Below are 26,007 nucleotides of genomic sequence, written 5' to 3' on the forward strand. Positions count from 1 at the left end.
TGGTGCGCCGCCGGGTGCCTGCATATCCTGGCTCGGCCATGACCGAGATCCTCATCACCCTGTTCGGGCCGCTGACGGTCCGCGTGGCGGGTGAGGTCGTCGACCTGCGCGGTCCGCAACCCCGGGCAGTGCTGGCGCGGCTGGCCGTGGCGGCCGGCGAAGTCGTCTCCGCGGACCGCATCATCGACGACATCTGGGCCATGGACCCGCCGCCGAAGGCGCTCGGGGGTCTGCAGGTCCACATCTCCAATCTGCGGCGACTGCTGGAGCCCGGCCGCGCCAAACGCACGCCCGCCCGGGTGCTGATCAGCTCACCGCCGGGTTACGCGTTGCGGCTCCCGGTCGATGCCGTGGACGCGTGGCGATTCCAGGCGCTGGTGCGGGATGCCGCCGCCAGCGATGCCCCACAGTCGCGGGCGGAATCGTTGCGAGCGGCATTGGACTGCTGGAGCGGCGCGGTGCTCCCGGAGTTCTGCGATACCGATTGGGCGGCAACGGAAGCCGCTCGGCTCGCCCGGATTCGAGCCGCCGCGGTCGAACAGTACGCCGCCATCGGCCTCGACCTGGGGTGGGAAGCGCGGGTCATCCCGGAGCTGGAACGCCACCTCACCGAGGACCCCCTCAGCGAGGAAGGTGTGCGGTTGCTGGCACTCGCGCTGTACCGGGTCGGCCGCCAGCGTGACGCACTCGCGCAACTGCGTGCGATCCGTGACCGGTTGGCCGACGAACTCGGCATCGACCCGGGCCCGGCGTTGCGCACGCTGGAAGCGAAGATCCTCGCGCAGTCCGAGGACCTCTTCGACCGGCCGCGATCCCCCACGCTCCCGATAGCGGTCGAGACACCCAGGCGCCACCGCGAGTTCCCGGTGCTCGTGTCGCGACACCGCGCGACCCTGATCGGCCGCGCGGCCGAGGTGCAGCGGATCACCGCCGCCGCGGCGACGGCGCTCACCGCGGGGCTGCGGACGATCTGGCTGGGTGCCGAACCGGGGGCGGGCAAGACGACTCTGGCCGAGGTGATCGGCGAGCGGCTCGGCCTCGACGGGTGGACCGTGGCGCGCGGCCGTTGTCCCGAAGTCGATGGTGCTCCTCCTGCGTGGGCATGGTCGGAGGTCGTGCAGGCCCTCGGCCATCCGGCGCCGAACTGTGAGTCGGCGTTCGAACTCGCCAACGCGGTCGCCGACCGGTTGCGGCGGGTCACTGCCGACGGGCCACTGCTGGTGGTTCTCGACGACCTGCACCGCGCCGACGGCGCGACACTGCAGTTGCTGCGGGGTTTCGCCCACGACCTCGCCGACCGCCCCATCGTCGTATTGGCTGCGCACCGCAGCACCGAGGCCGGGCCCGAGCTCACCGCCACCTGGGCCGCGCTGGCCGCGGTCACCGCCGAACGGGTCGACTTGGGCGGTTTGAGCAGAGACGGCGTCGTCGCACTGGTCCGCGAGCTCGCTCCTGACAGCACCATCGGCGACGATGCCGGAGTGCTGGACCGCCTGATCGAACGGACCAACGGAAACCCGCTGTTCGTGTCGGAGTTCGCGCGTCTGCTGGCTTCCGAAGGCCGGGCAGCCGCCTCCGCCACTGTGCCGGCTGGTGTGCGGGAGGTGTTGCGGCGCCGGCTTTCCCGCCTTCCCGGCTCGGCCCGGACCGTCCTGCAACAGGCGGCGGTCCTGGGCCGCGAGCTCGACGTGGAGCTGCTGGTCCGCATCGCCCGCCACGACGAGGACGACGTGCTCGACGGCCTCGAAGCTGCCGTGTTGGCGGGACTGCTCGACGAGCCCGGACCGGGCCGGGTGCGCTTCACCCACGCCCTGGTCCGCGACACCCTGTACGAGGACACCCCGGCGCTGCGCCGGGCGCGCTGGCATGCGGCGGCGCTGGCCGAGCTGCGCGACGTCCAGGATCCCGACGTGGCGGCGCTGGCGTACCACGCCTTGGCGGCAGCCACCCCCGCGACGGCGGCGGACGCCGCCGGGCTGGCGTCGGCCGCTGCCGAGCAGGCGCTGTCGCTCAACTCCGCCGCCGAGGCCATGGCGTTGGCCGACGCCGCGGTGCGCATGATCGATCTGACGCAGAGCAGCACCCCGCTGGCGTCGCAGGTCCGGTTGCTGGTCCTGCTCACGCGGGCGGCGGCTCTGGCGGGGGATGCCACCCGCGCCCGCTCGGCCCGGGCCCGGGCCGTGCAGCTGGCCGCCGATAGTGGCGACGACCCGCTGTTGCTGGACGCGCTGACCGCCTTCCGCGCCCCGATCTCGTGGACGGTCAGCGCGTTGGCGCCGGACCACACTGACGTCCGGGAACCGTTGCGCCGCAAGCTGGCCGAGCCCGATGGGGTTGATCCAGTGACCCGGGTATGGCTGATGGTGGCCTTGATCTTCGAGATCGAGAACGACGCCGCGGCGTACGGGATGGACGAGGTGATCGACGTGTCGGCCCAGGCCCTCGAGATCGCTCGCGCCTCAGGGGACCCGGTCGCCCTGTGCGCCGCGCTCAACGCGCGCGCCTATTTGTCGACCGGACCGGACCTGGCGAATGAACGCGAGAGCCTCGCCGCCGAGCTGCTGGCGGTCTCCACGGCGCACGGTCTGCTCGGCTACGAGGCGCTGGCCCACTGGTTCTTGTTCATGTTCGCCTCGGCCCGTACCGATCTGCCCGAGGCCATCCGCGAGGCCGATCTGGCCGTCGAGCGGTCGACCAGCGGGCAGGTCGCCGCACTCGTCGTGGTGGTCGAGGTCTACCAGGCCGTGTTGTGCGTCCTGGCCGGCGATCTCGACAACGCCGCCCGCCGGTACCGGCGCCTGGCCGGTCAGATGGCCGAGACCGGTATGTCCAGTGCCACCGAGGTCGCGGTCGTGTTCGAGCTGGTGCTGGCCTTCGCCCGCGGGGACATGTCGGACCTGACCGATGCCATGATCGCGGTCCACCAGCTCTATCCCGATGCGATGAACGAGGCGCTGGTGTTGTGTCTGCTGGACGCCGGACGTACCGAGGAGGCCCGGGCATGGTGGCTCTCGCGGGCTCCGGTGCGGCGTAACTACTACTGGCTGGCCAGGATGGTGCTGCTGGCGCGCGCCGCGATCCGCCTGGGTGACCTCGAGCAGTGCGAGCAGGTGTACCGCGAACTCACTCCCTGGGCGGGACGAGTGGCCGGAATCGATTCGGGCTCAGTCGCTTTCGGTACCGTCGACGACACTCTGGCGTTGCTGGCCGAGGCGCTGGGCCGCGCCGGCGACGAGGTGGCCCGCCACCGTGCCGGCGCCGACGCGGTCCGCGCGCGCGTCGCAGCGGCGCTCAGCCCCAGATCGCCCGCTCCATCCGCCGGTAACCCGGCCGGAACAGAGCCAGCATGAGCGTGATCGCCGCACCCGCGTCGGCTTTCAGCGCGGCGAGCTCGGTGGGTGTCACCGCCGCGCCGATCCTGGGCAGTTCGAACGACATCCGGGCGTTCCGGCGGATCCGGGCTTCCACGTCGCGCCAGTCCGCCACCGACAGATAGCGGCGGATCACCGGAAAGGTGGCGCGCTCCTCCTCGGCGATGTGCTCGGTGAGGACGCCACGCAGCTCCACGAGCCGGGCCGCCAGAGCCGCGGCCGACTGCCGTGATGGCGCCGCCCGGAAGGCCAGCGCGCCGCCTCGCATCCGCTCCAGCAGCGGAGTCAGCGCCTCGTGATCCTCGGTGAGCGGCGTCAGGTCGATCTGGGCGCCGGCCCGCTGCACGATCACCGGCCACAGGATGTCGTCCTCGGCGTGATGGTGGTGGTCGATGGATTCGGCCATCAACTCGAGGTAGCGCACCAGCGTCCGGGTTCGGCGCGCGGTGATGGGCACGCCGCCGTCGGCCATCGCCATGGCCACTCCGGTGGTCCGGTCCAGGTCGCGCAGCATCACCCGGTGGGCGATCTGCATCCCGAGGACGTCGGGGGTGGTGCTGGTGGTCGCGGGGGCGGCGGGTTCGGTGGTCATGGTGGCTCCGATCGGGGGTGGACTGCTGGTGACGATCACTGTGGACCGGTGCTGTTGGTGTCGACTTGTCGCCGACTTGGGGCCCGCTGACCCGGTGCGGCGCTGCCCACGTTTCAAGTCAGGTGGGCGTGGTTACTCGCGAGTAAGGAGTGGTGCAGCTCACAACCACCGGGGAGGGAGGTCGCTTCATGGCAGAGCGGGGTGCGCAGCCGCAGGTCCCACGAGGACGTCGGCTGCTTCTGCGGGCAATCTCGCACCTGTTCAAGCCGTTACGCCCGGATGACTATCTGGAGATGCTCAACCCGCTGTGGACCACCAAGGAGTTGCGCGGCAAGGTCGAGCGGATCGAGCCCCAGGGCACCGAGGCCGCCAGCGTGCTGATCCGGCCGAGCTTCGAATGGCCCGGGCACGAACCCGGGCAGTACGTGCGGCTCGGCCTGGTCATCGACGGCCGCTACCACTGGCGCGCCTACTCGCTGACCTCCGATCCGCAACCCGAGGACGGGCTGGTCAGCGTCACTCCGAAGAAGGTCGACAGCGGCGTCGTCTCGCCGTACCTCGTGGACAGGATCCGGCCCGGCGAACTGGTGCGCCTCGGCGAGGTCGAGGGCCAGTTCACGCTGCCCGACCCGCTACCGGCCAAGATGCTGTTCATCAGCGCAGGCAGCGGCATCACACCGATCATGAGCATGTTGCGCAGCCTCGATCACCGCGACGAACTACGTGACGTCGTGGTGCTGCATTCCGACCGCACCCGTGAGCAGGTGATGTTCCTGTCCGTGCTGGAGGACCTCGACCGCCGGCATGACGGCGTGCGTCTGGATGTGCGAATCACCTCCGAGCGGGGCCGGTTCAAGGCCGAAGAGCTCGACGACGTGTGTCCCGACTGGCGGGAGCGCGAGGGGTTCTGCTCGGGGCCCGCCGAGCTCCTCGATGCGCTGATCGAGCGGTGGGAAACCGACGGTGATCCCGACCGGCTGCACTTCGAGCGTTTCCAGCCCAAGATCAGCGGCAGCGCCGCGGCCGGGGAAGGTGGCACGGTCACGTTCCTCGACAGCGATGAAACCGCCGAATGCCCGGGAGACACCCCGATCCTGGAAGCCGGCGAGCAGGCCGGCCTGGAGTTGGCCTTCGGCTGCCGCATCGGAATCTGTCACACCTGTACGGGCACGTTGAAATCCGGCCGCATCCGTGACCTGCGCTCGGGGGAGGTCACCGAACCGACGGGCGCCGACGTCCGGATCTGCATCCACGCCGCCGAGGGCGACGTGGAACTCGAACTCTGAAGGAAGGGAGCGTCATGACCGCCGCCACCGAAAGCCCATTGGCCCGCTTGAGCGAACAGGAGCTGGAGAAACTCGCCAAGGAACTCGACGCCATCCACGACGAGGTGTTCGCCGAACTCGGCGATCGCGACCGCCACTACATCAAGACGATGATCTCGGTGCAGCGCCAGATCGTCGTCGCCGGCCGCGTCCTGTTGCTCGGCTCGCGCTCGCCTGCGGCATGGCTGCTCGGGACCGCCTGCCTGAGCATGGCCAAGATCCTGGAGAACATGGAGCTCGGCCACAACATCCTGCACGGACAGTGGGACTGGATGAACGACCCCGACATCCACTCCTCGGTGTGGGACTGGGACACCGCGTCGAGCGCCAAAGCGTGGAAGCACTCCCACAACTACATCCACCACACGTTCACCAACATCCGCGGCAAGGACAAGGATCTCGGCTACGAGATCATGCGGATCGACCCGAACCAGCAGTGGCGGCCCGGGAACCTCGGCCAACCGTTCTACAACTTCCTGCTCATGATGCTGTTCGAGTGGGGCGTCGCCGTGCACGACACCGACGTCGAGGCGCTGTTCCGCGGCAACAAGACGATGGCGGACCTCAAAGACGACTTCAGGTCCATCGCGGGCAAGGCCCGCCAGCAGGTCATCAAGGACTACGTCGGCTGGCCGCTCATCAGCGCCGGCGCGTTCGCCCTCGCCCAGCTGGCCCTGCGCGGCCGGATCACACAGCCCGCCCGGTCCCGGGTCGGCCGGCGCCTGCGCCGTCTCTCGGGCAGCAGGAGAACCGGTTCTGCCGCAACGTTTCTCGACCGCGTGCTGCCCGGCGTGGAGAGCACGTTCCTGCGGACGCTGGTGGCCGATGCACTGGCGAACGTCGTCCGCAACGTCTGGTCACACGCCATCATCTTCTGCGGGCACTTCCCCGACCAGACCTACACGTTCAGCGAGGAAGAAGTCGCCGACGAAACCCGCGGCGGCTGGTATGTCCGCCAGCTGATCGGCGCCGCCAACATCGAAGGCAGCCCGCTGTTCCACATCGTCAGCGGCAACCTGGGCTACCAGGTGGAGCATCATCTCTACCCCGACATGCCCAGCAGTCGCTATGCGGAGATCGCCCCGAAGATCAAAGACATCTGCCAGCGCTACGACCTGCCGTACAACTCCGGCCCCTTCGGCAAACAGTGGTTCTCCGTGCAGCGCACCATCGTGCGGCTCGCGTTCCCCGGCGGTGCGCCCCGCCCGAAGCCGGGCCCCTACCGCGGACCCGAGCGCACGTCGCAGGGCGACAGTGCCCGATCGTCGCAGCGCGACAGTGCCCGATCGTCGCAGCGCGACAGTGCCCGATCGTCGCAGCGCGACAGTGAGGCCGCGAAGTTCCGGGGCCGCGTCCCCGCCGAGCACCCAGACGCCGGGCCCGAGCACGTGTCCAGCGGGGTGGCCGTGCAGCCCCCGCCGCGGGGCAACGACTGACCGCGCAGACTCGGTCAGGTCGAGATCCCGAACACCCAGACCGCCAGCGTGGTGGTGGCCACGCTGATGAGCAGGATCGCGATGAGATTCAGCCAGATACCGCCCTTGACCATGCTGCCGATGTTGACGTAGCCGGTGCCGAACACGATCGCGTTCGGCGGGGTCGCCACCGGCAGCATGAATGCCGAGGTGGCTGCCAGCGCGACGGGAATCGTCAGCAGCAGCGGGTCGGCCCCGATACCGACCGCGACACCGCCGATGACCGGCAGGAACGTCGCCGCGGTGGCGGTGTTGCTGGTCAGCTCGGTCAGGAAGATCACCGCGGTCGTGATCACCGCGACCAGCAGGAGGATGGCCAGACCCTGCAGGCTCTGCGCCTGGGTGCCGATCCATTCGGTCAGCCCGGAGGAGCTGAACTGTGAGGACAGCGCCAGACCGCCCCCGAACAGCAACAGCACCCCCCACGGCAGTTGGACCGCGGTGGACCAGTCCAGCAGCCGCACACCGAGTTTCGCGCCGGCCGGCAGGATGAACAGCAGCACTCCGGCCGCGATCGCGATGCCGGCGTCGGAGATGGGCGGCTCTTCCCAGATCAGCGGGAAGGAGATCCAGCTGATCGCGGCGAGGGCGAAGATCACCGCGACGCGGCGCTCCCCCCCGGAGGGTTTGCCGAGCTTGGCCAACTCGGTGTTGAACAGCTTGCGGCCGCCCGGCAGCTCGTCGATCTCCGGTTTGAAGATCAGCTTGGCCAACAACACCCAGGTGATGACGAGCAGAACGCTCGCCAGCGGGAGCCCGAGCAGCATCCATCGGCCGAAGCTGATGTCGATGCCCTGCTCGTCCTGCAGGTAACCCACCAACAGTGTGTTCGGCGGGGTCCCGATGATCGTCGCCAGCGACCCGACCGACGCCGCGTAGGCGATGCCGAGCATCAGCGCGGTGCCGAAGTTGGATTGCTTGACCTGCTCCTTGACCTCCTCGTCGGCCTGCGTCTCGGCCTCGGTGCCGGCTTCACCTGCGGTCGGTTCGGCGTCGCCGTCCGAGGACTCGTCCTCGTTCTTGGGGACCGACACCGTGCCGGCGAGCATCAGCACCGAGACACCGATCGGCACCATCATCACGGCGGTCGCGGTGTTCGAGACCCACATGCTCAGGAACGCGGTGGCGAGCATGAACCCGCCGATGACGCGCGTGGCGCTGGTGCCCATCGCCCGCACGGTCAGCAGTGCGATGCGCCGGTGCAGGTTCCACCGCTGCATTGCCAGCGCGATCAGGAAGCCGCCCATGAACAGGAAGATGATGTCGGCGCCGTAGCTGGCGCCGACGTCGTCGACGCTGACGTCCTCGACGAGAATCGGAAAGACCACCAGCGGCAGCAGCGCGGTGGCCGGGATCGGGATGGCCTCGGTCATCCACCACACGCCCATGAGCACGGCGATCGCCGCGGTGACCTTGGCCGCGTGTGACAGGTCGGTGGGCAGCACCAGATACACCAGCACCGACAGCAGAAGCCCGCCGCCGAAGCCGAGCCAACGCCGACGGAACGTCGACGGCCGCTCCGCCGGTGCCCGTTCCCCGGCCGAGAGTTCGTCGACCTCCTCGTCGCCATGAGGGTCGCGCTGTTGGCGTTCCAGATCCTCCCGAGCATCGTGGTCCGTCGTCACCGGTCGCTCCCCTCGTCGAACGTGGCTTCTTCGTCGTGATGCACATCACTTCCCGGCGGTGTACCCACTGGCTACCGCCGGGAAGCCCGGGGTGGGTAAGCGCTGCCGAGCGGGTACGGATCAGTCATGACTCACGATGTCTCGACCGGCTCGCGCGAGCGCCGGCCCAAGGTCCTCATCATCGGCGGTGGATTCGGCGGCCTGTTCTGCGCCCGCCGGCTCGGCAAGGTCGGGGTGGACGTCACCCTGCTCGACCGGGCGGCATGCCATGTGTTCCAGCCACTGCTGTACCAATGTGCGGCGGGCACGCTCAGCATCGGGCAGATCAGCCGGTCGCTGCGCGAGGAGTTGGCAGATCACCACAATGTGACGACGCTGCTCGGCGAGGCGATTCGTCTCGATCCCGACGCGCGCCGCGTCACCGCCCGTCGTCCCGACGAAACGTTCTTCGACGTCGACTACGACTACCTGGTGATCGCGGCGGGCATGCGCCAGTCGTACTTCGGGAACGAGGAGTTCGCGACGTGGGCGCCGGGCATGAAGACCCTCGACGATGCGCTGAGCATCCGGCGGCGGGTGTTCGCCGCTTTCGAGATCGCCGAGACGTTGCCGCCGGGGCCGGAGCGAGACGAGTGGCTGACCTTCGCCGTCGCCGGCGGCGGACCCACCGGTGTGGAGTTGGCCGGGCAGATCCGCGAATTGGCGACACGGGCGTTGGCCAACGAATTCCACAGCATCTCGCCGCAGGACGCCCGAGTGCTCTTGTTCGACGGCGGCGACCGGGTCTTGAAGAGCTTCGCCCCGGCGCTCACCGACAGCGCGCAGCGAGTGCTCGAAGACCTCGGCGTCGATATGCACTTCGGAGTGCACGTCACCGATGTGCGCCGCGACGGGATCACCGTGACCCCCAAGGACGGCAGCCCGAGTACCGACCATGCCGTGCGCACCGTGCTGTGGACGGCCGGTGTCGAGGCGGTGCCGTTCGCGCGGCACGCCGCCGAGGCGCTCGGTGCTCAGACCGACCGGTCGGGCCGGATCTCCGTGGATGCCGACCTCTCCGTGCCGGGTTACCGCGACGTGTTCGTCATCGGCGACCTCGCCGGCCGCGACGGGCTGCCGGGGGTGGCAGAGAACGCCATGCAGGGCGGGCTCCACGCCGCCGCCTGCATCCGGCGAGATCTGGCGGGTCGCCGCCGCAAGAACTACCGCTACCGAGACTTGGGCTCGGCGGCCTACATCAGTCGCGGCCACGCGCTGCTGCAGGCCGGACCCGTCAAGCTCACCGGATCACTCGGGTGGCTGGGTTGGGGCTTGATCCACATCGCGTTCCTGACCGGTGTCCGCAACCGGTTCAGCACCGTCGCGACGTGGCTGGCGAGTATCGCGCGAGCCAACCGCAGCGACCGGACCTTCATCCTCGGCGGTTCCGGGCATCCGGAGGAGCCGTACACCTGGGAGTCACCGGTGCATCAGAGCAACCGCTCCGGTCCCGACGAGGTGTCCGCGGGCAGACGGACCGGCTGAGGAAAGGGCTCGGCCGCGCTGCTGCGGGTCGCCGACCACCTGAGTGGGTTCTGGAAGTTCGCCCTAGCCGCACGGCTGATTCGGTCAGGCGCCCGCGGGGTGGGCCGCGCCGCGTCGGCCGGATCTGCGGACGGCCCAGACGACCACCACCAGAGCGACCCCCATCAGCGGGTAACCCATGGCGATCCGGGCGAAGGCCAGCCAGCCGGTCGCGTCAACACTGTAGAGCCAGTTCTGGACGACGAACCGGGCCGCGAACACCGCGGTGACCGCGAGCGTGGCGATGTCGTAGCCGATCAAGGCGGTGCGATCTGTGCGCCACGCCTGCCCGCTGCCGCTGAGGGCGCTCCAGATGACACCGACCAGCGGCCGGCGCAACAGAATCGACGCCAGGAACACCAGCGCCAGAAGCAGGCTCGCCCAGATGCCGACGACGAAGAAGTCCTTCGCATCGCCGGTCCGGTAGGCGATGAACGCGCCGACCGCCACGCCGAGCAGACCCGACAACGCCGGTTGCAGCGGTTCTCGTCGCAGCAGGCGCAGTACGGCGATGCCCGCGCCGGCGCCCACCCCGAGCATGACAGCCGCGCGCAGGTCGGCCGCCGCGTTGGCGACCACGAAGACGACGCTCGGCAGACCCGCGTACACCATCCCCGACACGCCGCCCATCTGGGTGAGCAGACTGGGTTTCGTCTGGGCTTCGGTCATGGGCGGCCACCCAGGTGGCGGGCGAGGAACTCCGAGACCTTCTGATACATCTCGATCACGGTCTCCGGGTTGACCGCGCCGTGCCCCTCGGTGCTCTGGACCAGGTAGTCGACTTCGACGCCCCGGTCGCGCAGGGCGTTGACGAGGTTGTCCGACTCTGCCTGGACGACGCGAACATCGTTGGCGCCCTGGATCACCAGCAGGGGGGTGCGGATCTGGTCGACCATGGTGATCGGTGACCGTTTTCGCATGTCGGCCAGCTGATCGGGATCATCGGGATCCCCGACATAGGCGTGCCAGTTGTTGGCCAGATGGGGTCGCGCGATCGGGGGCAACGTCCGCATGAAGTTGGCCAGATCGGAGATACCGACGTAGTCGACGGCGGCGGCGAAGACGTCGGGGGTGACGGTGACGCCCACCAATGTGGCGTAGCCGCCGTAGGATCCGCCGAAGATGGCGACGCGGTCCGGGTCGGCGTAGCCCTGCTCGACGGCCCAGTTGACGCCGTCGATCAGATCGTCGTGCATCTTGCCGGCGAACTCGCCGACCGCGGCTTTGAGGAACGCCTTCCCGTAGCCGGTGGACCCGCGGAAGTTCACCTGCAGCACCGCATAACCGCGGTTGGCCAGCATCTGCACTCCGGCGTCGAAGCCCCAGCTGTCGCGGTACCAGGGGCCACCGTGGACCACCAGCACCAACGGAAGCTTGTCCGGCTCGACGCCGACCGGCAGTGTCAGATAGGAATGCAGCGCCAGACCGTCCCGCGACGGGATGGTGACCGGGCGCATCGGCGCCAAGGACTCCGGTGCCAGGTGGGGGAGCGGCCGGTACAACAACCTGCTCTGGCCGCTGCCGTGGTCGTAGAGGTACGTGGCGCCGGGATCACGGTCGTCGTTGAAGCCGACCACCCAGCGTCGGCCGGCCTCATCCGACGAGAGGCGGGTGATGTCTCCCACCGACAGTGTCTCGAGCCTGGCCAGCACCTCGGCGAAATCCGGATCGAGCGGGCGAATCACCTGTCGCTCACCGAGGTAGCGCACCGCCAGCAGCGCGCCGGTACGCCGGTGCTGGATGAGAGGTGCGGGCATCATTGGGCTGACGGTCGACCGTGGGTCGAGATCGAACTCCGGGTGACTGTCGACCTCGGTTTCCTCACCCGTGGTCAGGTCGACGTGCACGAGGCGGGTGCGGTCGGTGTCGCGGTTGGAGCCCATCCACACGCCGGTGCCGTCGGGCGTGATGACCATCGGGTCGATTCCCACCGGGTAGTCGCTGCCGTCGAACGTTGCTACGTGTGAGAGGTTTTCGCCGTCCCAGCGGGACAGTTCGAGATGTCCTTCCGGCGTCAGCGACGTGGCGAGAACGTCACCCTTGTCGTTGTTCAGCCAGTTGTTCACCTGGCCCGGGTTCTCGGCGATCAGTGTCAGTTCACCGGTGACGATGTCGAGTTCGTGCAGATCGAGCAATGTCGGTTGCCGGTTGTTCACCATCACGCCGGTTTTGCCGTCTTTGACCTCGCGGACGGGTAGCGCCATCGCGCCGGGGAACGGGGTGAGGTCGACGGCGTCGGCCCCGGGGTCTTCCAGGTCGACGCGGAAGACATGCCAGTTCTCGTCGCCGTTGGTGTCCTGCAGGTAGATCAGCCAGCGGGGGTCGTCGGTCCACTCGTAGTGGAAGATGCTGCGGTTGGCATCGGCGGTCACACACCGGGTCTCGGCGGTGGCGTCAGAGGTGTCCAGATCCTCGATCCACACGTTGAGACGGTTCTGCCAGGGGGCGAGGAACGCCAGCTTCGTGCCGTCGGGCGACAGCGTCGCCGCGGCGCGGGTCGGTGGCTTGAAGAAGTCCTCGACGGGAATCAGTGCGGGCAATGCCATGAGAATCCTTTCCGGGTGTGACGGCGCACGGGGGTACGCCGTCGAGGTGGTGTCGACTCGACGGTTTGATTACGTGCCGTTATGTGTTGTGGTACAGGGTGTTTCGACAGTGGATGTCAGGGCGACACGGGACCGCCGACTCGGCCGTTGGTGGCGTCCCGGATGGCGCGATCGATCAGCGCCAGGGCTTCTTCCTGGGTGACCTTCTCCTTCTTGACGATCGCCCGGTGTCCGACGTCTTCGTCGATCACCCGGAAGGCACCCGTGACGGCCGCTGCGCACAGCCGTGCGGTCAGATGGTCCTCCGCCAGCCCGAGCCGGCGGGCGAGGACGGGGACGAAGGCACGTTCCATCTCGTCGTGCACCATCAGATACGCGGTGCGCAACGCGGGATCCGACGTCGACATCGTCGCGATGCGCAGAGCGCTGACGTCATCGGCGATCTCCTGTGCGGTCAGCGGGTGCGCGGCCATGTGGGCTGCCATGTGCTCGGCCAGCGACAGCTCGGGCGGCCACTGCCATGCCAGCTCGATGAACCGGTGTGCCGACTGGGCGAGCACCGGTTCCACGCAGCTCTCCTTGCTGCGGAAGTACCGCCAGACGGTGCGCGTGGAAAGCCCGGCGGCTGCGGCGATGTCATCACCGCTGGTCCCCGCGACCCCACGCTCCCAGAACAGCGCGCAGGCGTGCCGGGACACTTCCAACCGGGCCTGGGCCTGCTTGTCGGTGCCGGTCGCAGGCACGGTTGGAGAGGACACGTCGATTCACCTCCTGTCACTTAGTGACACCCACTCTGTCACTAAGTGACACTGCGGTCAAGGACGGGCAGGGACGGGCTAGATTGTGACGTGCCCGCAGAGACCGCGATCCAGTTCTTCCTGCAGTTGGCCGTCATCCTGCTGGCATGCCGCCTCGCCGGTCTGATCGCGCAGAGACTCGGCCAGCCACCGGTCATCGGCGAGATGATTGCCGGCGTGGTGCTGGGGCCGTCCCTGCTGGGTCGTCTCTGGCCGGAGGTCCAGGACGCCCTGTTTCCACCGGGTCCGACGAACGTGATCCTCTACACGACGGCTCAGATCGGCCTCGTTCTCTACATGTTCGTCATCGGGCTCAATTTCGACGTCGACCACATCCGGCAGCGGGCCGGCACCGCTGCGGCGGTGTCCGCGGCGGGCTCGCTGGCACCGCTGGCGCTCGGTGCCATCGCTGCGGTGCCGCTGCTGAACCACGGTGGCTACTTCGGCGCCGACGTCAGCGCCGCGATGGCGATGCTTTTCCTGGGCGCCTCGATCGCGATCACCGCGTTCCCGATGCTCGCCCGGATCATCTTCGAAAAGGGACTGTCCGGAACGACTCTGGGTAGCCTCGCCCTGGCCTGCGGCGCGACCACCGACGCCATCTCGTGGTGCATCCTCGCCGTCGTCCTCGCCGCTCACGGGGGGAAACCGGCGACGGCGGTCGTCGCCATCGTCGGCGGTCTCGCGTACGCGGTGGTGCTGCTGACCGCGGGGCGGCGCGTGCTGCGCCGGTTGGACCGTGCGCCCGGACAGGAGACGATCGGGGCACCGGTTCTCAGTACGGTGCTGATTCTGCTCATGGCGTGTGCCTGGATCACCGACACGATCGGCATCTACGCCATCTTCGGGGCCTTCATTCTCGGCGTCGCCATGCCGTCGGGTCACTTCGCGCGCCGCCTCACCGACAGGATCGAACCGTTGACGACGGCGCTGCTGCTGCCGTTGTTCTTCGTCTACTCCGGACTGAACACCGAGATCGGTTTGGTGAACACCCCGGCGCTGTGGGCCGTGACGTTCGGTCTGCTGGTGGTCGCCATCGCCGGCAAGGGCGTCGCCTGCGCGGCGGCGGCGCGGCTGAGCAAGGTCCCGGGACGGGAGGCGGTGGCCCTCGGCGCGCTGATGAACGCGCGCGGCCTGATCGAACTCATCTTGCTCAACATCGGGCTGGAAGCGGGCATCATCACCCCGACCCTGTTCACGATGCTGGTGCTGGTGGCGATCGTCACCACCCTGATGGCCTCACCGATCTTCGAGGCCGCCTACGGTCGCGGCCGCGTCGCGTCGGGATAGTCGGGCAGCGGCAGCTTGTCGCCGCCGATGGCGACCAACCCTTTCCCGGTCACCGCACTCACGGCTCTGCCGACCGGTCCTGCTGCGACCCCGACCGCGCTGTGCAACAACCGGATACCCGCCCGGGTGCGGGGGTTGGCCAGGCGCAGCACCTCGGCTCGGACCTGGGGAGCAGCGGCGGTGAAGGGCCGCATGTGGTGTTGATAGCTCTGCAGTGCCGCGACCGTGTCGTCGGCGGTGCTCAGCTCACCGGCGAGAATGTAGGCGCCGATGAGGGCCAGGCTTGTCCCCGCCCCACCGAACGTGGCGTTGCAGAACGCGGCATCGCCCAGCAGAGCCACGCGGCCCTTGCTCCACGTCGGACTGCGGAGTTGCCCGGCGACCGAGAAGTACATCGGTGCCCCGTTGTCGAGTTCGGCGAGCACCCGCTGCGCCGCTCCACCGACGTCGGCGAACGTGCGGCGCAGGATGGTGAGTTGCCCGGCGCGGTCGAGGTCTTCGAAACCGCGGACATCGGAGATGAAGGTCAGGATCGCGCGGGTGGTGCCGAGATTGTCAGGTCGCAGATGCACCGACCGCGAACCGGTCGCATGCTGCCAGTTCCACCACAGGTCGTCGTGCTCGCTGCGGGCCACGGTGGCGTAGGCGAAGTACATGCCCAGGTCGTTCACCTCGACCGAGGTCACGAAACGGCGCGACCGCGAGTGCAGCCCCTCGGCGATCACCAGTAGGTCGGCGTCGACGGTCGTGCCGTCGCTCAGCGCCACGTCGACGCGGTCGCCGTGGTCGTCGACCGCGGTGATCTGGCTGTCGAAGCGGTAGTCGGTGTCGGCGGCGGTCCGCTCGACGAGGATGCGGGACAGCTCTCCTCTCAGAATCTCCAGTTCGGCGGTGGGACCGTCGTTTCCGCCGCGGGACGCGACGGGAAACGAGGCCGCCGTCGTGCCGTCGGACTTGACGAAGCGGGTGCCGATCTCGCCGGTGTTCGCCGCGCGGATCGCATCGTCGATACCCATCCGCCGGGCCACTTCGCGCGCGGCACCGCGAACATCGACATTCTGCCCCTCGTCGCGTCGGGCCGGGTAGCGCTCGACCACGGTGGTGTTCCACCCGCGGGCACTGAGCTGGTGGGCCAGCGCGGGACCGGCGATGCCGGCGCCGGAGATGACGGCGTGAGGAGCCATGGATGTCGAATCCCGTCTGCGGTCGAAGGAACGGTGCGGCCGTGTTAACCGATACAGACGGCGTCACCAGCGCGCAGGACGCCGCCGGTGAGGACTTCGGCGTAGAGACCCGCACACGGCAGAACACCGAAACCCGGTGCCTCGACGCGGTTGTGTTCGAGAAGGTAGCGCACGGAGTGGGGTGAGCGACCCACCTCGCCGTGCTGCAACGTGGGCACCGAGCACCGTGGTGTGGGCAGCGTCGCGCGGAGTTCGACGCCGTCGGGCCCGACGGCGATGGTGCGGCCGACCCAGTCGTTCTCGACGAACGCAGGGCAGTCGGGCGGCGTCTCGACCACGATGTTCGGCCGGTAGCGCAACGCCTCGGCCATCCCCACGCCGACGGCGTCGAGAGTCGCGGTGGTCACCAGGTGCACCGGTGAGTGATCGACGAACGCGCCGCCGGGGGCGCCCTCGGCGATCTCGAGGAGGGCTGCCTCGATGTCGGCGTCGAGACCGTGGGCGAGTACGTCGACCGGGTCGGAGCGTTCGACCATGGCGCCGGCGGCGCGCTCCTCGGCGAGGTGGACGTGACGGCCGAGCAACTCCGACAGCGGCGCGGCGGCCTCGGCGACCGGCACCGGTTGGGCGGCGGGAAGCGTGACTGTGACCCCGGCGGGACCGGTGCCGGCCGAGCACTGCAGAAGCCCGCGCCACAGCCGAGGGTTCTTGGCGGTGGCGACTCGTCCCGTCTCGTCGTCGATGAACGCGTAGCGGCGATCGCCGCCAACCCCCAGCGGAGTCACGTCGATCGTCGCGCACGCCTCGCCCACCATCGATTTGACCGGGTAGCGAAAGAGAGCGGCGACCCGGCCGGCCGTGTGGGTACGTGTCGTCATCGGTTCTTCAGCCTACGGGCACGTGTCCAACGCCGGGCCCCGCGCAGAATTGCCGCGAAGAAACACGCTGCTATGAATCAACAAGCAGCGCAGCAGTTGTCCCCGCCATTCTTTGCCCCCTCGAAAATGGCGCGGGAAGGGTGGCCGAATCCTGCGGGCACCGTCGTGGGCGAGAGGTGTCGGAGTCCGCCGTGCGGCCGGGGCGCTGCCGGCTGCTGTGGTCCTTTCCCCGCAGATGGGGCCCTCTGCGCGTGTAACGTTGCCACCGTTGTGACCCCTCTCGGAAAGGCATACGAGTGGACGTGCGAGCGCAGCTTTCGCAACTCGGCCCGACAGCACGAGAGGCTCTGGCCCGACGCATCAGGAGCCAGCTTTCGCGCGACGGCGCGCCTGCGAGCAGCCACGATGTGCTCATCGTGGGGGGTGGTGCGGCGGCGCTGACCCTCGCGCTGGACGTGCGCCGTGAGCGGCCCGATACCAGTGTTCTGCTCATCGAGCCGACCCCCCATCCGGTGCCGGAGGTCACCCACACGGTGGGCGAGTCCACGGTGGAGGTGTCGGCGCATTACCTGCGCGAGCGGCTGGATTTGGCCGAACACCTGAATACGTCACACATTCGTAAGATGGGCCTGCGGATGTTTTTTTCGCACAACGGAAACACCGATATCGCGCAGCGAATGGAAGTCGGCGGCTCGGTATTCGTTCCGCAGGTCACCTACCAAATCGATCGCGGCAGACTGGAAAACGAATTGTATCGCCGCTGCGTTGCCGAGGGCATCGACATCGTGCACGGTCGCGTGCGCACGGTGGACCTCGGACCCGAGGGCGGACTGCACACCGTGTCCTTCCAACAGGGCGACGTGACCTCGACGACGACGGCGCGCTGGGTGGTCGACGCGTCGGGGCGCAACCGTGTGCTGCCTCGCCAGCTCGAACTCCGACGTACCAACGAACATCATTGCAACGCAGCGTGGTTCCGGGTGGCGACGGAGATCGACGTCGGTGCCTGGAGCGACGATCCGAGTTGGCACAGCCGCCTGGCGGAGGGCGAGCGCGCCATGTCCACGAACCATCTGATGGGCGAGGGATACTGGGTCTGGCTCATTCGCCTCGCTTCCGGCGCGACGAGCGTCGGCATCGTGGCCGACCCCGCATTCCACGCCTTCGACGAGTTCAACACACTCGACAAGGCGCGCGCGTGGCTGGAGGAGCACGAGCCTCAGTGTGCAGCCGTTCTGGCCCAGCACGACGACGAGATCCGCGACTTCCGGGTCATGAAGAAGTACAGCCACGGCGCGTCGAAGGTGTTCGACGGTCGGCACCGGTGGTGCCTGACCGGCGACGCGGGGATCTTCCTGGATCCGCTGTACTCGTCGGGCCTGGACCTCGTCGCGATCGGCAACGGCCTCATCACCGACATGATCACCCGCGACCTCGACGGCGAGGACATCGCCGTTCGAGCCCAGATCAGTGACACGCTGTTCCGGTCGCTGACCGACATGTGGCTGGCCATCTATCAAGATCAATACACGCTGATGGGTACCCCCACGGTGATGGCGGCCAAGATCGTCTGGGACGTCGCGTTCTACTGGGGGTTCATCGGACTGCTCTACATCAACGGGCGGTTCGTCCGCATCGCCGACGACCCCGACTTCGTCCCTGCGCTGGACGGCTTGATCGCACTGAGCAACCGGGTGCAACAGTTCTTCCGCGAGTGGGCGGCCGTAGAGGACGACACCTCGCCGGTACCCTTCGTCGATCTGTACGCACCGCTGAATTTCATGGCGTGGCTGCACGTTGCGATGATCGCCCCGGCCGACGACTTCGCCGACCAGTTCGACACGAATGCGCAGTTGCTACGCCAGCTGGCCGGCCAGCTGTTCGAGACGGTGATCGCCGACAAGGCGTCGGCGTTCGGTGAGGACAGAGTCATGCATCAGGTACAGGCGTGGCAGCGCGACCCGCTGATCAGGGAGATGAGGTCGATCTACCGCCATGAACAGAAGACCCGTCCGGTCAGCCCCGACTGGATCGTGACCGCCTCACCGGCGCTGCAGGCGACTTGACCGCGGATTCGTCGAGACGTCTGATCGGTGAGGGTAGGGGAATGAACATGCGCGCTGAGCGCGGCGTCGGCGAGCCGTTGGCGATCGTCGGTATCGGATGCCGCTTCCCGGGTGGCGGCGAGTCCGCGGAGAGCTTCTGGAATCTGCTGTGCAGCGAAACCGACGCCACCCGGACCGTGCCCGAAACGCGATGGCACGGGGCCCGCTATCACGATCCCAGCCCGGGCAAGGCCGGCAAGATCGTCACCCGCCGAGGCGGTTTCCTCAGTGAGATCGATCAATTCGATCCGCAGTTCTTTGGGATCTCGCCGCGCGAGGCACATTCCCTGGATCCGCAGCAACGCCTGTTGCTGCAGGCCACCTGGGAGGCGCTGGAAGACAGTGGAATCCCCGCCGACACACTGGCCGGCACCGACGTCGGGGTGTTCGTCGGGGGCTTCACGCTCGACTACCAGCTCCTGCAGAACCAGGGCTTCACCAGCCGCTACCGGTTCAAGTCGCATTCCGCCACCGGGATGATGATGACCATGCTGGCGAACCGCATCTCGCACGCCTTCGACTTCCGCGGCCCCAGCATGACCATCGATACGGCGTGCTCGTCCTCGCTGGTCGCCGTTCACCTTGCGGCCCAGAGCATCTGGAACGGTGAATGCGAGGTCGCGCTCGCCGGCGGCGTCAACGTCATGATCGGCCCCAACACCGCCATCGCCGAGTCCAAGAGTGGGTTCCTCAGCCCCGAAGGACGATCCAAGGCCTTCGACGACTCCGCCGACGGTTACGCGCGCGGTGAAGGCGGCGCGGTCGTGATCCTCAAACCGCTGCACCAGGCGCTGCGCGACGACGACGAGATCTACGCGCAGATCCTCGGCTCAGCCGTGTCGCAGGACGGGCACACCGACGGCATCACCGTGCCCCGGGAGGACGCCCAGGGTGCCGCGATCCGAACCGCCCTGCACCGCGCGGGAATCCGACCCACTCAGGTCGGCTACGTGGAGGCCCATGGCACCGGAACACCGGTCGGTGATCCGATCGAGATGAGGGCGCTGGCCAGCGTCCTGGCCGCCGGTCGCCCGGCCGAGCATCCCTTGGTGATCGGCTCGGTCAAGACCAACATCGGCCACCTCGAAGCCGGGGCCGGAGTAGCCGGTCTGATCAAGGCCGCGCTCGTGCTCAAGCACGGCTACATCCCCGCGAACCTGCATCTGCAGACCCCGACCAGGCAGGTGTCGCTGAGCGAACTGAAGCTCGACGTCGCAGGACACGGTCGACCGTTTCCCGACGTCGAGCGCCGGATTGCGGGGGTCAACTCGTTCGGCTTCGGCGGCACCAACGCCCACGTCGTACTCGCCGAACCCCCTGCGCGCCAATCGGGATCCACGCCGCCCAATGCAGTGCCGACCGTCATCCCGATCTCGGCGCGCAGCGACGAGGCGCTCGTCGCGACGGCCGGCCGACTGGCCCAGCACCTGGACACTCACCCCGACATCGCGTTGACAGACCTGGGTCACACGCTCAGTCGCCGCCGGGCGCACCTGAACCACCGGCAGGCACTGATCGTCGACAGCGTCGCCGATGCCCGAGATCAACTGCGCGCCCTCGCCGAGGGCGGGGAGATCTCCACGGGCCGAATCGGCACCAGCGCGCCGAAACTGGCCTTCGTCTGTTCGGGCATGGGCCCGCAGTGGTGGCGGATGTGCCGCGGGCTGTTCGGCGCGCTTCCCGCCTTCACCGACGCGATCGAACGCTGCGACCGGGAGCTCTCTCAGTACGCGAGCTGGTCCCTCATCGACGAACTGCTCCGCGACGAGGCCGGCTCGCGGCTGGGGGAAACCGAGTTCGCGCAACCGGCGAACTTCGCCGTACAGCTGGCCCTGGCCGAGCAACTCGCCCAGTTCGGCCTTCGCCCGGACGCCGTGATCGGGCACAGCGCGGGGGAAGTCGCTGCCCATCACCTGGCGGGTCTGCTGACGTTCGAGCAGGCGGTCCAGGTGATCTTCCACCGCAGCCGGCTGCAGCAGCGCACCACCGGCCTGGGCCGCATGCTCGCCGTCGGGCTCGACGCCGAGACGCTGCTGCGCACCCTCGACGCCGACGCGGTCACCGAGTTCGGCCGGCGAGTGTCGGTGGCGGCGATCAACAGCCCGTCGGCGGTGACGCTGGCGGGCGACGGCGAGGTGTTGGACGACATCGCCCGCCAGCTCGGCGAGACCGAGGTGTTCCATCGCTACCTGTCGGTCAAGGTGCCGTACCACACGCACTACATGGATGCCGTGAAGGACGAGCTGTTGAACGCCTTCGACGGACTGTCGTCGAAGGACGCCGCCCTCCCGCTGTACTCCACCGTCACCGGCGAACTACTGGGCGGCTACGAGGCGGGCGCGGCCTACTGGTGGCAGAACACCCGCGCCACCGTGCTCTTCGAGCCGGCGATGAGACGCATGCTCGAAGATGGCTACACACACTTCGTCGAGTTGGCGCCGCACCCGGTGCTCGCCGCCTCGATCTTCGAAACCGCCGGTGCCCAACGTGTTTCGGTGACCCCGACGCAGCGCCGCGACGAGGACGACGTGCGCACGCTGCTGAGCTGCGTCGGCGCCCTGCACTGTGCCGGCCACGACATCGCCTGGGACGCCCTGCACCCCGACGGGTCGGGGCGGCTGGTCAAGCTCCCGTCGTACCCCTGGCAGACCAAGCGGTACTGGAACGAGACGCAGGAGGCCACGGAGTCGCTGTTCTACCGTCCGGTGCACCCGCTGCTGGGACAACCGGTGAGCGGGGTGCATCCGACCTGGGAAGCCGAGATCAGCGCGGTTCTCAACGCGTTCCTGGCCGATCACCGGGTGCAGGGCAGTGTCGTCGTGCCCGGTGCGGTCTACGTCGAGATGGCCCTCGCGGCTGCGGAGGAGGTCTACGGGTCGGCGCACAGCGTGGACAATCTGCAGCTGCGCCGCGCGGTCATCCTCGATGACAGCTGTGATCCGATCCTGCGCACCACCCTCAACGAGGACGCGGGCACGGTCGAGTTCGCGTCGTTCACCGTCAGCGCCGACGGCGACCTGAAGTGGACGATCACGGCCACCGCCGAACTGACGATGCTGCGGGCACGCCCCCGCAGCGCGCCCCACCGTGAGGGCACCGGACCGGTGACGACCATCGACGGGGACGAGTTCTACGCCCATACCCGCGACATCGGTTTCGACTACGGTGACGCGTTCCGGACCGTGCGCGGCGTGACCGCCGGAGAGGACTGGGTGGTCGCCGAGATCGCCATCCCCGCCGCCGTCGCCGCCGAACTCGACCAGTATCGCTTCCATCCCGCGCTCATCGACGGTGCGTTCCAGACCCTGTTCGGCGCACCGCTTCTCGGGGCGGGGGAAACCCAGGACGCCTACCTGCCGACACGGATCCGGCACTGCGCGGTCTACGGGCGCCCCCACACGCGCATGACCGTGCACGCCCGGGTGGTGTCGGCGACCCGCGAACAGGTGGAGTGCGACCTCACCGTGGTCGGTGGTGGCGGGGAGGTCCTGGCGGTTCTCGACGGCTTCACCGTGCAGTCGCTGAGTGCGTCCTCGCGGATGTCGGCCGACCGTATCGACAAGGGTCTCTACCGCGTGCAGTGGTGCGAACGGCCCGACCGGGAGCCGTCCGCCGCGCCGACTGCGCAGCCGGGCGAGCAGTCGTGGCTCGTGCTTTCCGACGAGACGGGGATGGGCGCCGCGGTGGCAGCCGACCTCCGCGGCCGCGGGCACCGGGTGCACACCGTCGAGCATCGCGACGTTCCCGTGCTCACCAGCACCGAAGCCGGATATCTGGTCGATCCCGACTCAGCGGAACAGATTCGGATGCTGGTGGACACCCACCTCGACCGCCACGGTGACCTGACCGGCATCGTCGACTGCTGGCCGCTGGACATGTCCGGGCAATGGAGTGATCAGCTCGGCGCCTTCCCGGTGCTGCGGCTGGTCAAGGCGTTGGCGGCGCGGGAGGCCGTCACGCCGCGGCTGTTCGTGGTCACCGCGAACGCGCAGCCGGCCGGCGACACGCCGGTGACCGGTGTGGGGCAGGCGTCGATGTGGGGACTGGGCCGCGTGCTCGGCCATCAGGAATTCGCCGAGTACTGGGGCGGCCTCATCGACATCGACAGCGACGCGGCGGCGCGCGGCAGCAGGGCCGACATCGCTGCGCGCATCTGCGGGCAGCTGCTCGACGAGAACGCCGACGAGGACCAGATCGCGCTTCGAGGCAGCTCGGTGTTGGTCCCGCGGCTGCGGCCGTGCACCGGGCTGACCCGGCCCTTCCCCACCAAGCTCTCTGCCGACGCGACCTACGTGATAACAGGAGGCGCGGGTGCGCTCGGCCGCGTGGTGGCCACGTACCTGGCGGAACGCGGAGCGCGACACCTCACTCTGCTCAGCCGTACCCCCATGCCGCCGAGGAGCGCATGGCCGGAGTTGACCGCAGCCGATCCGCAGTTCGCGACGGTCGAGATGATCCGCGGGATCGAACGCCTCGGTGCGGACGTCCGTACCGTCAGCGTCGACATCGCCGACGGCGAGCAGGTGCGGGCCTGGTTGGATCGGCACGACCGTGAGGGTGGGCGGCCGGTGCGGGGCGTCATCCACGCGGCGGGCACCGTCGCCGATCAGCTCCTGATCAACATGAGCGAAGCCGACTTCGCCAAGGTGATGGCGCCCAAGGTCACCGGCACCCGCGTGTTGCACGAGGCCTTTCACGACCACGACCTGGAGTTCTTCGTGATGTTCGGCTCGGCGGGGTCGACCATCGCCTCACCCGGGCAGGGCAATTACGCTGCCGCCAACGCCTACCTGGACGCCTTCGCGCACTACCGCCGGTCCCTGGGCCTGCCGGCCCTGACCATCGGATGGGGTCCGTGGTCGGTGGGCATGGTGGAGGAGCTCAATCTGGAGAAGCTCTACGCAGCCCGGGGAATCGAGCTGATCACGCCCGCCGTCGGTGCGAAGATCCTCGATCGCGTGATCAGCCAGGACGTCACCGACGTCGTCGCCATCACCGCCGACTGGGCCCGAGCGCGGCAGGCCGGACTCGGCAACCGCATCCCGGCGATGTTCGGTGAGCTCGGCGCGACCGAATCGGCCGGCGCCGCCGACGATTCCGGTGTCTCGTTGATCGACATCCTCGCGGCAACCCCGGAGGGTGACCGGTCAGCCGTGATCGCCGAACACGTCCGCGGCGTCGTCGCCGCGGTGTTCGACTGCGCGCCGACCGACATCGAGCCCGACGACATGCTCGACGACATCGGGTTGGACTCCATGATGGCGATGGAGTTCCGGGTCAGAATCAACACCATGTTCTCGATCGATCTGCCGGTTCTCGAGATCCTCCGGGGTGTCAGCGTGAACTCGTTGGCGCACCGGATCCACACCGAGCTGCAGGCCATCCACCACGCCACCGTGGTCAGCGTCGAGCCTCCGGCCGAACCGCCGCAGTCCCGGGACGCCGATCTGGAGCAGCTGCTGGGGGAGCTGTCCGAGTCGGAGCTGCGCGCGCTGCTCGCCGAACTCGAGTCCCCGGCCGCCGAGCCGGATGCGGGAGGGGCGCATCCGTGACCGCTGCGGTGCAGGTCCGGGGGCTGTGCAAGACCTACGGACGGGTGCCCGCGGTCAGTGACCTCGACCTGGACGTCGAGCACGGCGAGGTGTTCGCCATCCTGGGCCCCAACGGGGCGGGCAAGACGACCACCATCGAGATCCTGGAGGGCAACCGCAACCGCGATGCCGGGCAGGTGCTCGTACTGGGTGAGGACCCGGCGACAGCGGGCCGGGCATGGCGGGCGCGGATCGGCATCGTGCTGCAGGAGGTCAGCGATGCCGGAATGCTGACCGTCCGTGAGACGGTGCAGATGTTCACCAATTGCTATGGCAGCGCACGAGACTGCGCCGATGTCCTCGAACTGGTCGGGCTCGCCGAGGTGTCCGACCGGGCGGTGAGGACCTTGTCGGGCGGCCAACGTCGCCGGCTCGACGTGGCCTTGGGCATCGTCGGCCTGCCCGACCTGCTGTTCCTCGACGAGCCCACCACCGGCTTCGATCCCGAAGCCCGCCGGCAGTTCTGGGAACTGATCAGGTTGCTGGCCGCCGAGGGCACCACCATTCTGCTCTCCACGCACTACCTCGAGGAGGCTGCGGCGCTCGCCGACCGTGTCGCTGTCGTCGCGAACGGCACGGTGGTCGCCGTCGATTCACCGACACGACTGACCGGGCACGTCGACACCGCAGCCACAGTGCGGTGGGTCGACGGAACCGGAGTCCATGAGGAGCGCACCGAGTTCCCGACCGAACTGATCAGGCAGCACAGCCGCGACGGCGTCGAGCTGTCGCAGCTGACCGTCACCCGCCCCACGCTCGAAGATGCCTACCTGCACCTGATCGGTCGGGCGTGATGGCCGTCGACGATCCGACCCGGGTCACGCGGTCGCGGCACCGCGCCGACGAATACCTGCCGTCGCCGCTGCGCATCGGATTCTCCCGGGTGCTGCCGGAACTGAAGATGTTCTACCGCCGGCCGGAGCAGATGGTGCTGACCTTCTCGATGCCCGCGGCGATCTGCATCCTGCTCGGTTCGATCTTCACCGCGCGGCTGCCGGGCAGCGACGTCAGTACCGGCGCGGTGATCGCGGCGAGCATGCTGGCCTACGGCATCCTGTCCACGTCGTTCATCAACCTGGGCATCAGCATCGCCGCGGATCGCGACACCGGTGCGCTACGGCGGCTGCGGGGTACGCCCGCGACCGCGACGTCGTACTTCATCGGCAAGATCATGCTGGTCGCCGTCGTCAGCCTCGCCGAGGCGGTGCTGCTGCTGGCCGTGGGCGTGTTCATCTTCGGATTGAGCTTGCCGACAACCGCTTTCGGCTGGTTCACCCTTACGTGGGTGTTCCTGCTGGGGGTCGTCAGCTGCTCGTTGATCGGCGTGCTGATCAGCAACGTCGCCAGCAACGCGGTCTCGGCGGCGGTGCTCACCAACGGGCCCGCAGTCGGTCTGCAGTTCGTCTCGGGTACCTACGTGCCGATCATGGTGCTGCCCACCTGGATGCTGATCGTCGGCTCGATCTTCCCGGTGAAATGGATGGCCCAGGGATTTCGCTCGGTGCTGCTGCCCCCCGAATTGGTCGTTTTCGAACCGGCCGGCAGCTGGGAGCACGAGCGGATCTTCCTGGTGCTCGCGGCGTGGAGTGTGGGTGGACTGCTGGGCTGCCGGGCGCTGTTCCGGTGGTCGGACCGCAGCTGACTCGGCGGATCGGTCGGTACTGT

The 26,007-nt window shown here is 68.5% G+C and carries 16 protein-coding genes; 9 read left to right on the forward strand and 7 right to left on the reverse strand.

Annotation, left to right across the window (positions count from 1 at the left end; all coding sequences use genetic code 11):
- Positions 1-38: 38 nt before the first annotated feature.
- Entirely contained in the window at positions 39-3,350 is a 3,312-nt protein-coding gene (locus tag ACEWX3_RS00520; protein WP_374158419.1) for a BTAD domain-containing putative transcriptional regulator, read from the forward strand.
- Here ACEWX3_RS00520 and ACEWX3_RS00525 read toward each other — a convergent pair.
- Entirely contained in the window at positions 3,292-3,963 is a 672-nt protein-coding gene (locus tag ACEWX3_RS00525; protein WP_374158420.1) for a hemerythrin domain-containing protein, read from the reverse strand. The genes ACEWX3_RS00520 and ACEWX3_RS00525 overlap by 59 nt on opposite strands.
- A 188-nt stretch (positions 3,964-4,151) precedes the next feature.
- On the opposite strand from ACEWX3_RS00525, the gene ACEWX3_RS00530 reads away from it, so the two are divergent.
- Positions 4,152-5,249 carry a ferredoxin reductase gene (locus ACEWX3_RS00530; protein ID WP_374158421.1) on the forward strand — a complete coding sequence of 366 codons (1,098 nt, stop codon included), beginning with the start codon at positions 4,152-4,154 and terminating at the stop codon, positions 5,247-5,249.
- A gap of 14 nt (positions 5,250-5,263) precedes the next feature.
- The gene (locus tag ACEWX3_RS00535) at positions 5,264-6,724 is read left to right on the forward strand and encodes a fatty acid desaturase (RefSeq protein WP_374158422.1); all 1,461 of its coding nucleotides are present in this window, start codon (positions 5,264-5,266) and stop codon (positions 6,722-6,724) included.
- 14 nt (positions 6,725-6,738) lie between these two features.
- Here the strand turns inward: ACEWX3_RS00535 and ACEWX3_RS00540 are convergent, their stop codons facing one another.
- On the reverse strand, positions 6,739-8,388 hold the full coding sequence (locus ACEWX3_RS00540) for a DASS family sodium-coupled anion symporter (RefSeq protein WP_374158423.1): 1,650 nt from the start codon (positions 8,386-8,388) through the stop codon (positions 6,739-6,741).
- 126 nt (positions 8,389-8,514) lie between these two features.
- On the opposite strand from ACEWX3_RS00540, the gene ACEWX3_RS00545 reads away from it, so the two are divergent.
- Positions 8,515-9,912: an NAD(P)/FAD-dependent oxidoreductase gene (locus ACEWX3_RS00545; RefSeq protein WP_374158424.1), complete on the forward strand. Its 1,398-nt coding sequence runs from the start codon at positions 8,515-8,517 to the stop codon at positions 9,910-9,912.
- Between the two features lie 84 nt (positions 9,913-9,996).
- Here the strand turns inward: ACEWX3_RS00545 and ACEWX3_RS00550 are convergent, their stop codons facing one another.
- The 3 genes from ACEWX3_RS00550 to ACEWX3_RS00560 form a co-directional block, all read right to left on the reverse strand.
- Positions 9,997-10,620 (reverse strand): DUF3159 domain-containing protein, encoded by a 624-nt coding sequence (locus ACEWX3_RS00550; RefSeq protein WP_374158425.1) that lies wholly within the window; start codon positions 10,618-10,620, stop codon positions 9,997-9,999.
- The gene (locus ACEWX3_RS00555) at positions 10,617-12,497 is read right to left on the reverse strand and encodes an alpha/beta fold hydrolase (protein ID WP_374158426.1); all 1,881 of its coding nucleotides are present in this window, start codon (positions 12,495-12,497) and stop codon (positions 10,617-10,619) included. Before ACEWX3_RS00555 ends, ACEWX3_RS00550 begins: the two co-directional genes overlap by 4 nt.
- Positions 12,498-12,613: 116 nt before the next feature.
- Positions 12,614-13,255 carry a TetR/AcrR family transcriptional regulator gene (locus tag ACEWX3_RS00560; RefSeq protein ID WP_374158427.1) on the reverse strand — a complete coding sequence of 214 codons (642 nt, stop codon included), beginning with the start codon at positions 13,253-13,255 and terminating at the stop codon, positions 12,614-12,616.
- Between the two features lie 90 nt (positions 13,256-13,345).
- Between ACEWX3_RS00560 and ACEWX3_RS00565 the strand changes: the two genes are divergently transcribed.
- Entirely contained in the window at positions 13,346-14,584 is a 1,239-nt protein-coding gene (locus ACEWX3_RS00565) for a cation:proton antiporter (RefSeq protein WP_374158428.1), read from the forward strand.
- On the opposite strand, the gene ACEWX3_RS00570 is transcribed toward ACEWX3_RS00565, so the two are convergent.
- Together ACEWX3_RS00570 and ACEWX3_RS00575 are read right to left on the reverse strand one after the other, a co-directional pair.
- Entirely contained in the window at positions 14,554-15,768 is a 1,215-nt protein-coding gene (locus ACEWX3_RS00570; RefSeq protein ID WP_374158429.1) for an FAD-dependent monooxygenase, read from the reverse strand. The genes ACEWX3_RS00565 and ACEWX3_RS00570 overlap by 31 nt on opposite strands.
- A 44-nt stretch (positions 15,769-15,812) precedes the next feature.
- On the reverse strand, positions 15,813-16,646 hold the full coding sequence (locus ACEWX3_RS00575; protein ID WP_374158430.1) for an MOSC domain-containing protein: 834 nt from the start codon (positions 16,644-16,646) through the stop codon (positions 15,813-15,815).
- 302 nt (positions 16,647-16,948) lie between these two features.
- Here ACEWX3_RS00575 and ACEWX3_RS00580 point away from each other — a divergent pair, with 302 nt between their 5' ends.
- Genes ACEWX3_RS00580 through ACEWX3_RS00595 form a run of 4 tightly spaced genes read left to right on the forward strand, consistent with a single transcriptional unit; the run spans position 16,949 to position 25,984 of the window.
- On the forward strand, positions 16,949-18,712 hold the full coding sequence (locus tag ACEWX3_RS00580; protein ID WP_374158431.1) for an NAD(P)/FAD-dependent oxidoreductase: 1,764 nt from the start codon (positions 16,949-16,951) through the stop codon (positions 18,710-18,712).
- A 41-nt stretch (positions 18,713-18,753) separates the two neighbouring features.
- Positions 18,754-24,303 (forward strand): type I polyketide synthase, encoded by a 5,550-nt coding sequence (locus ACEWX3_RS00585; protein WP_374158432.1) that lies wholly within the window; start codon positions 18,754-18,756, stop codon positions 24,301-24,303.
- Complete coding sequence (locus ACEWX3_RS00590) at positions 24,300-25,136, forward strand: ABC transporter ATP-binding protein (protein WP_207066175.1); 837 nt, start codon at positions 24,300-24,302, stop codon at positions 25,134-25,136. Before ACEWX3_RS00585 ends, ACEWX3_RS00590 begins: the two co-directional genes overlap by 4 nt.
- Positions 25,136-25,984 carry an ABC transporter permease gene (locus ACEWX3_RS00595; RefSeq protein ID WP_207066174.1) on the forward strand — a complete coding sequence of 283 codons (849 nt, stop codon included), beginning with the start codon at positions 25,136-25,138 and terminating at the stop codon, positions 25,982-25,984. Before ACEWX3_RS00590 ends, ACEWX3_RS00595 begins: the two co-directional genes overlap by 1 nt.
- The last annotated feature ends 23 nt before the right edge of the window (positions 25,985-26,007 follow it).

The sequence above is a fragment of the Mycobacterium sp. G7A2 genome (assembly GCF_041902445.1).
In the GTDB taxonomy this organism is placed as follows: domain Bacteria; phylum Actinomycetota; class Actinomycetes; order Mycobacteriales; family Mycobacteriaceae; genus Mycobacterium.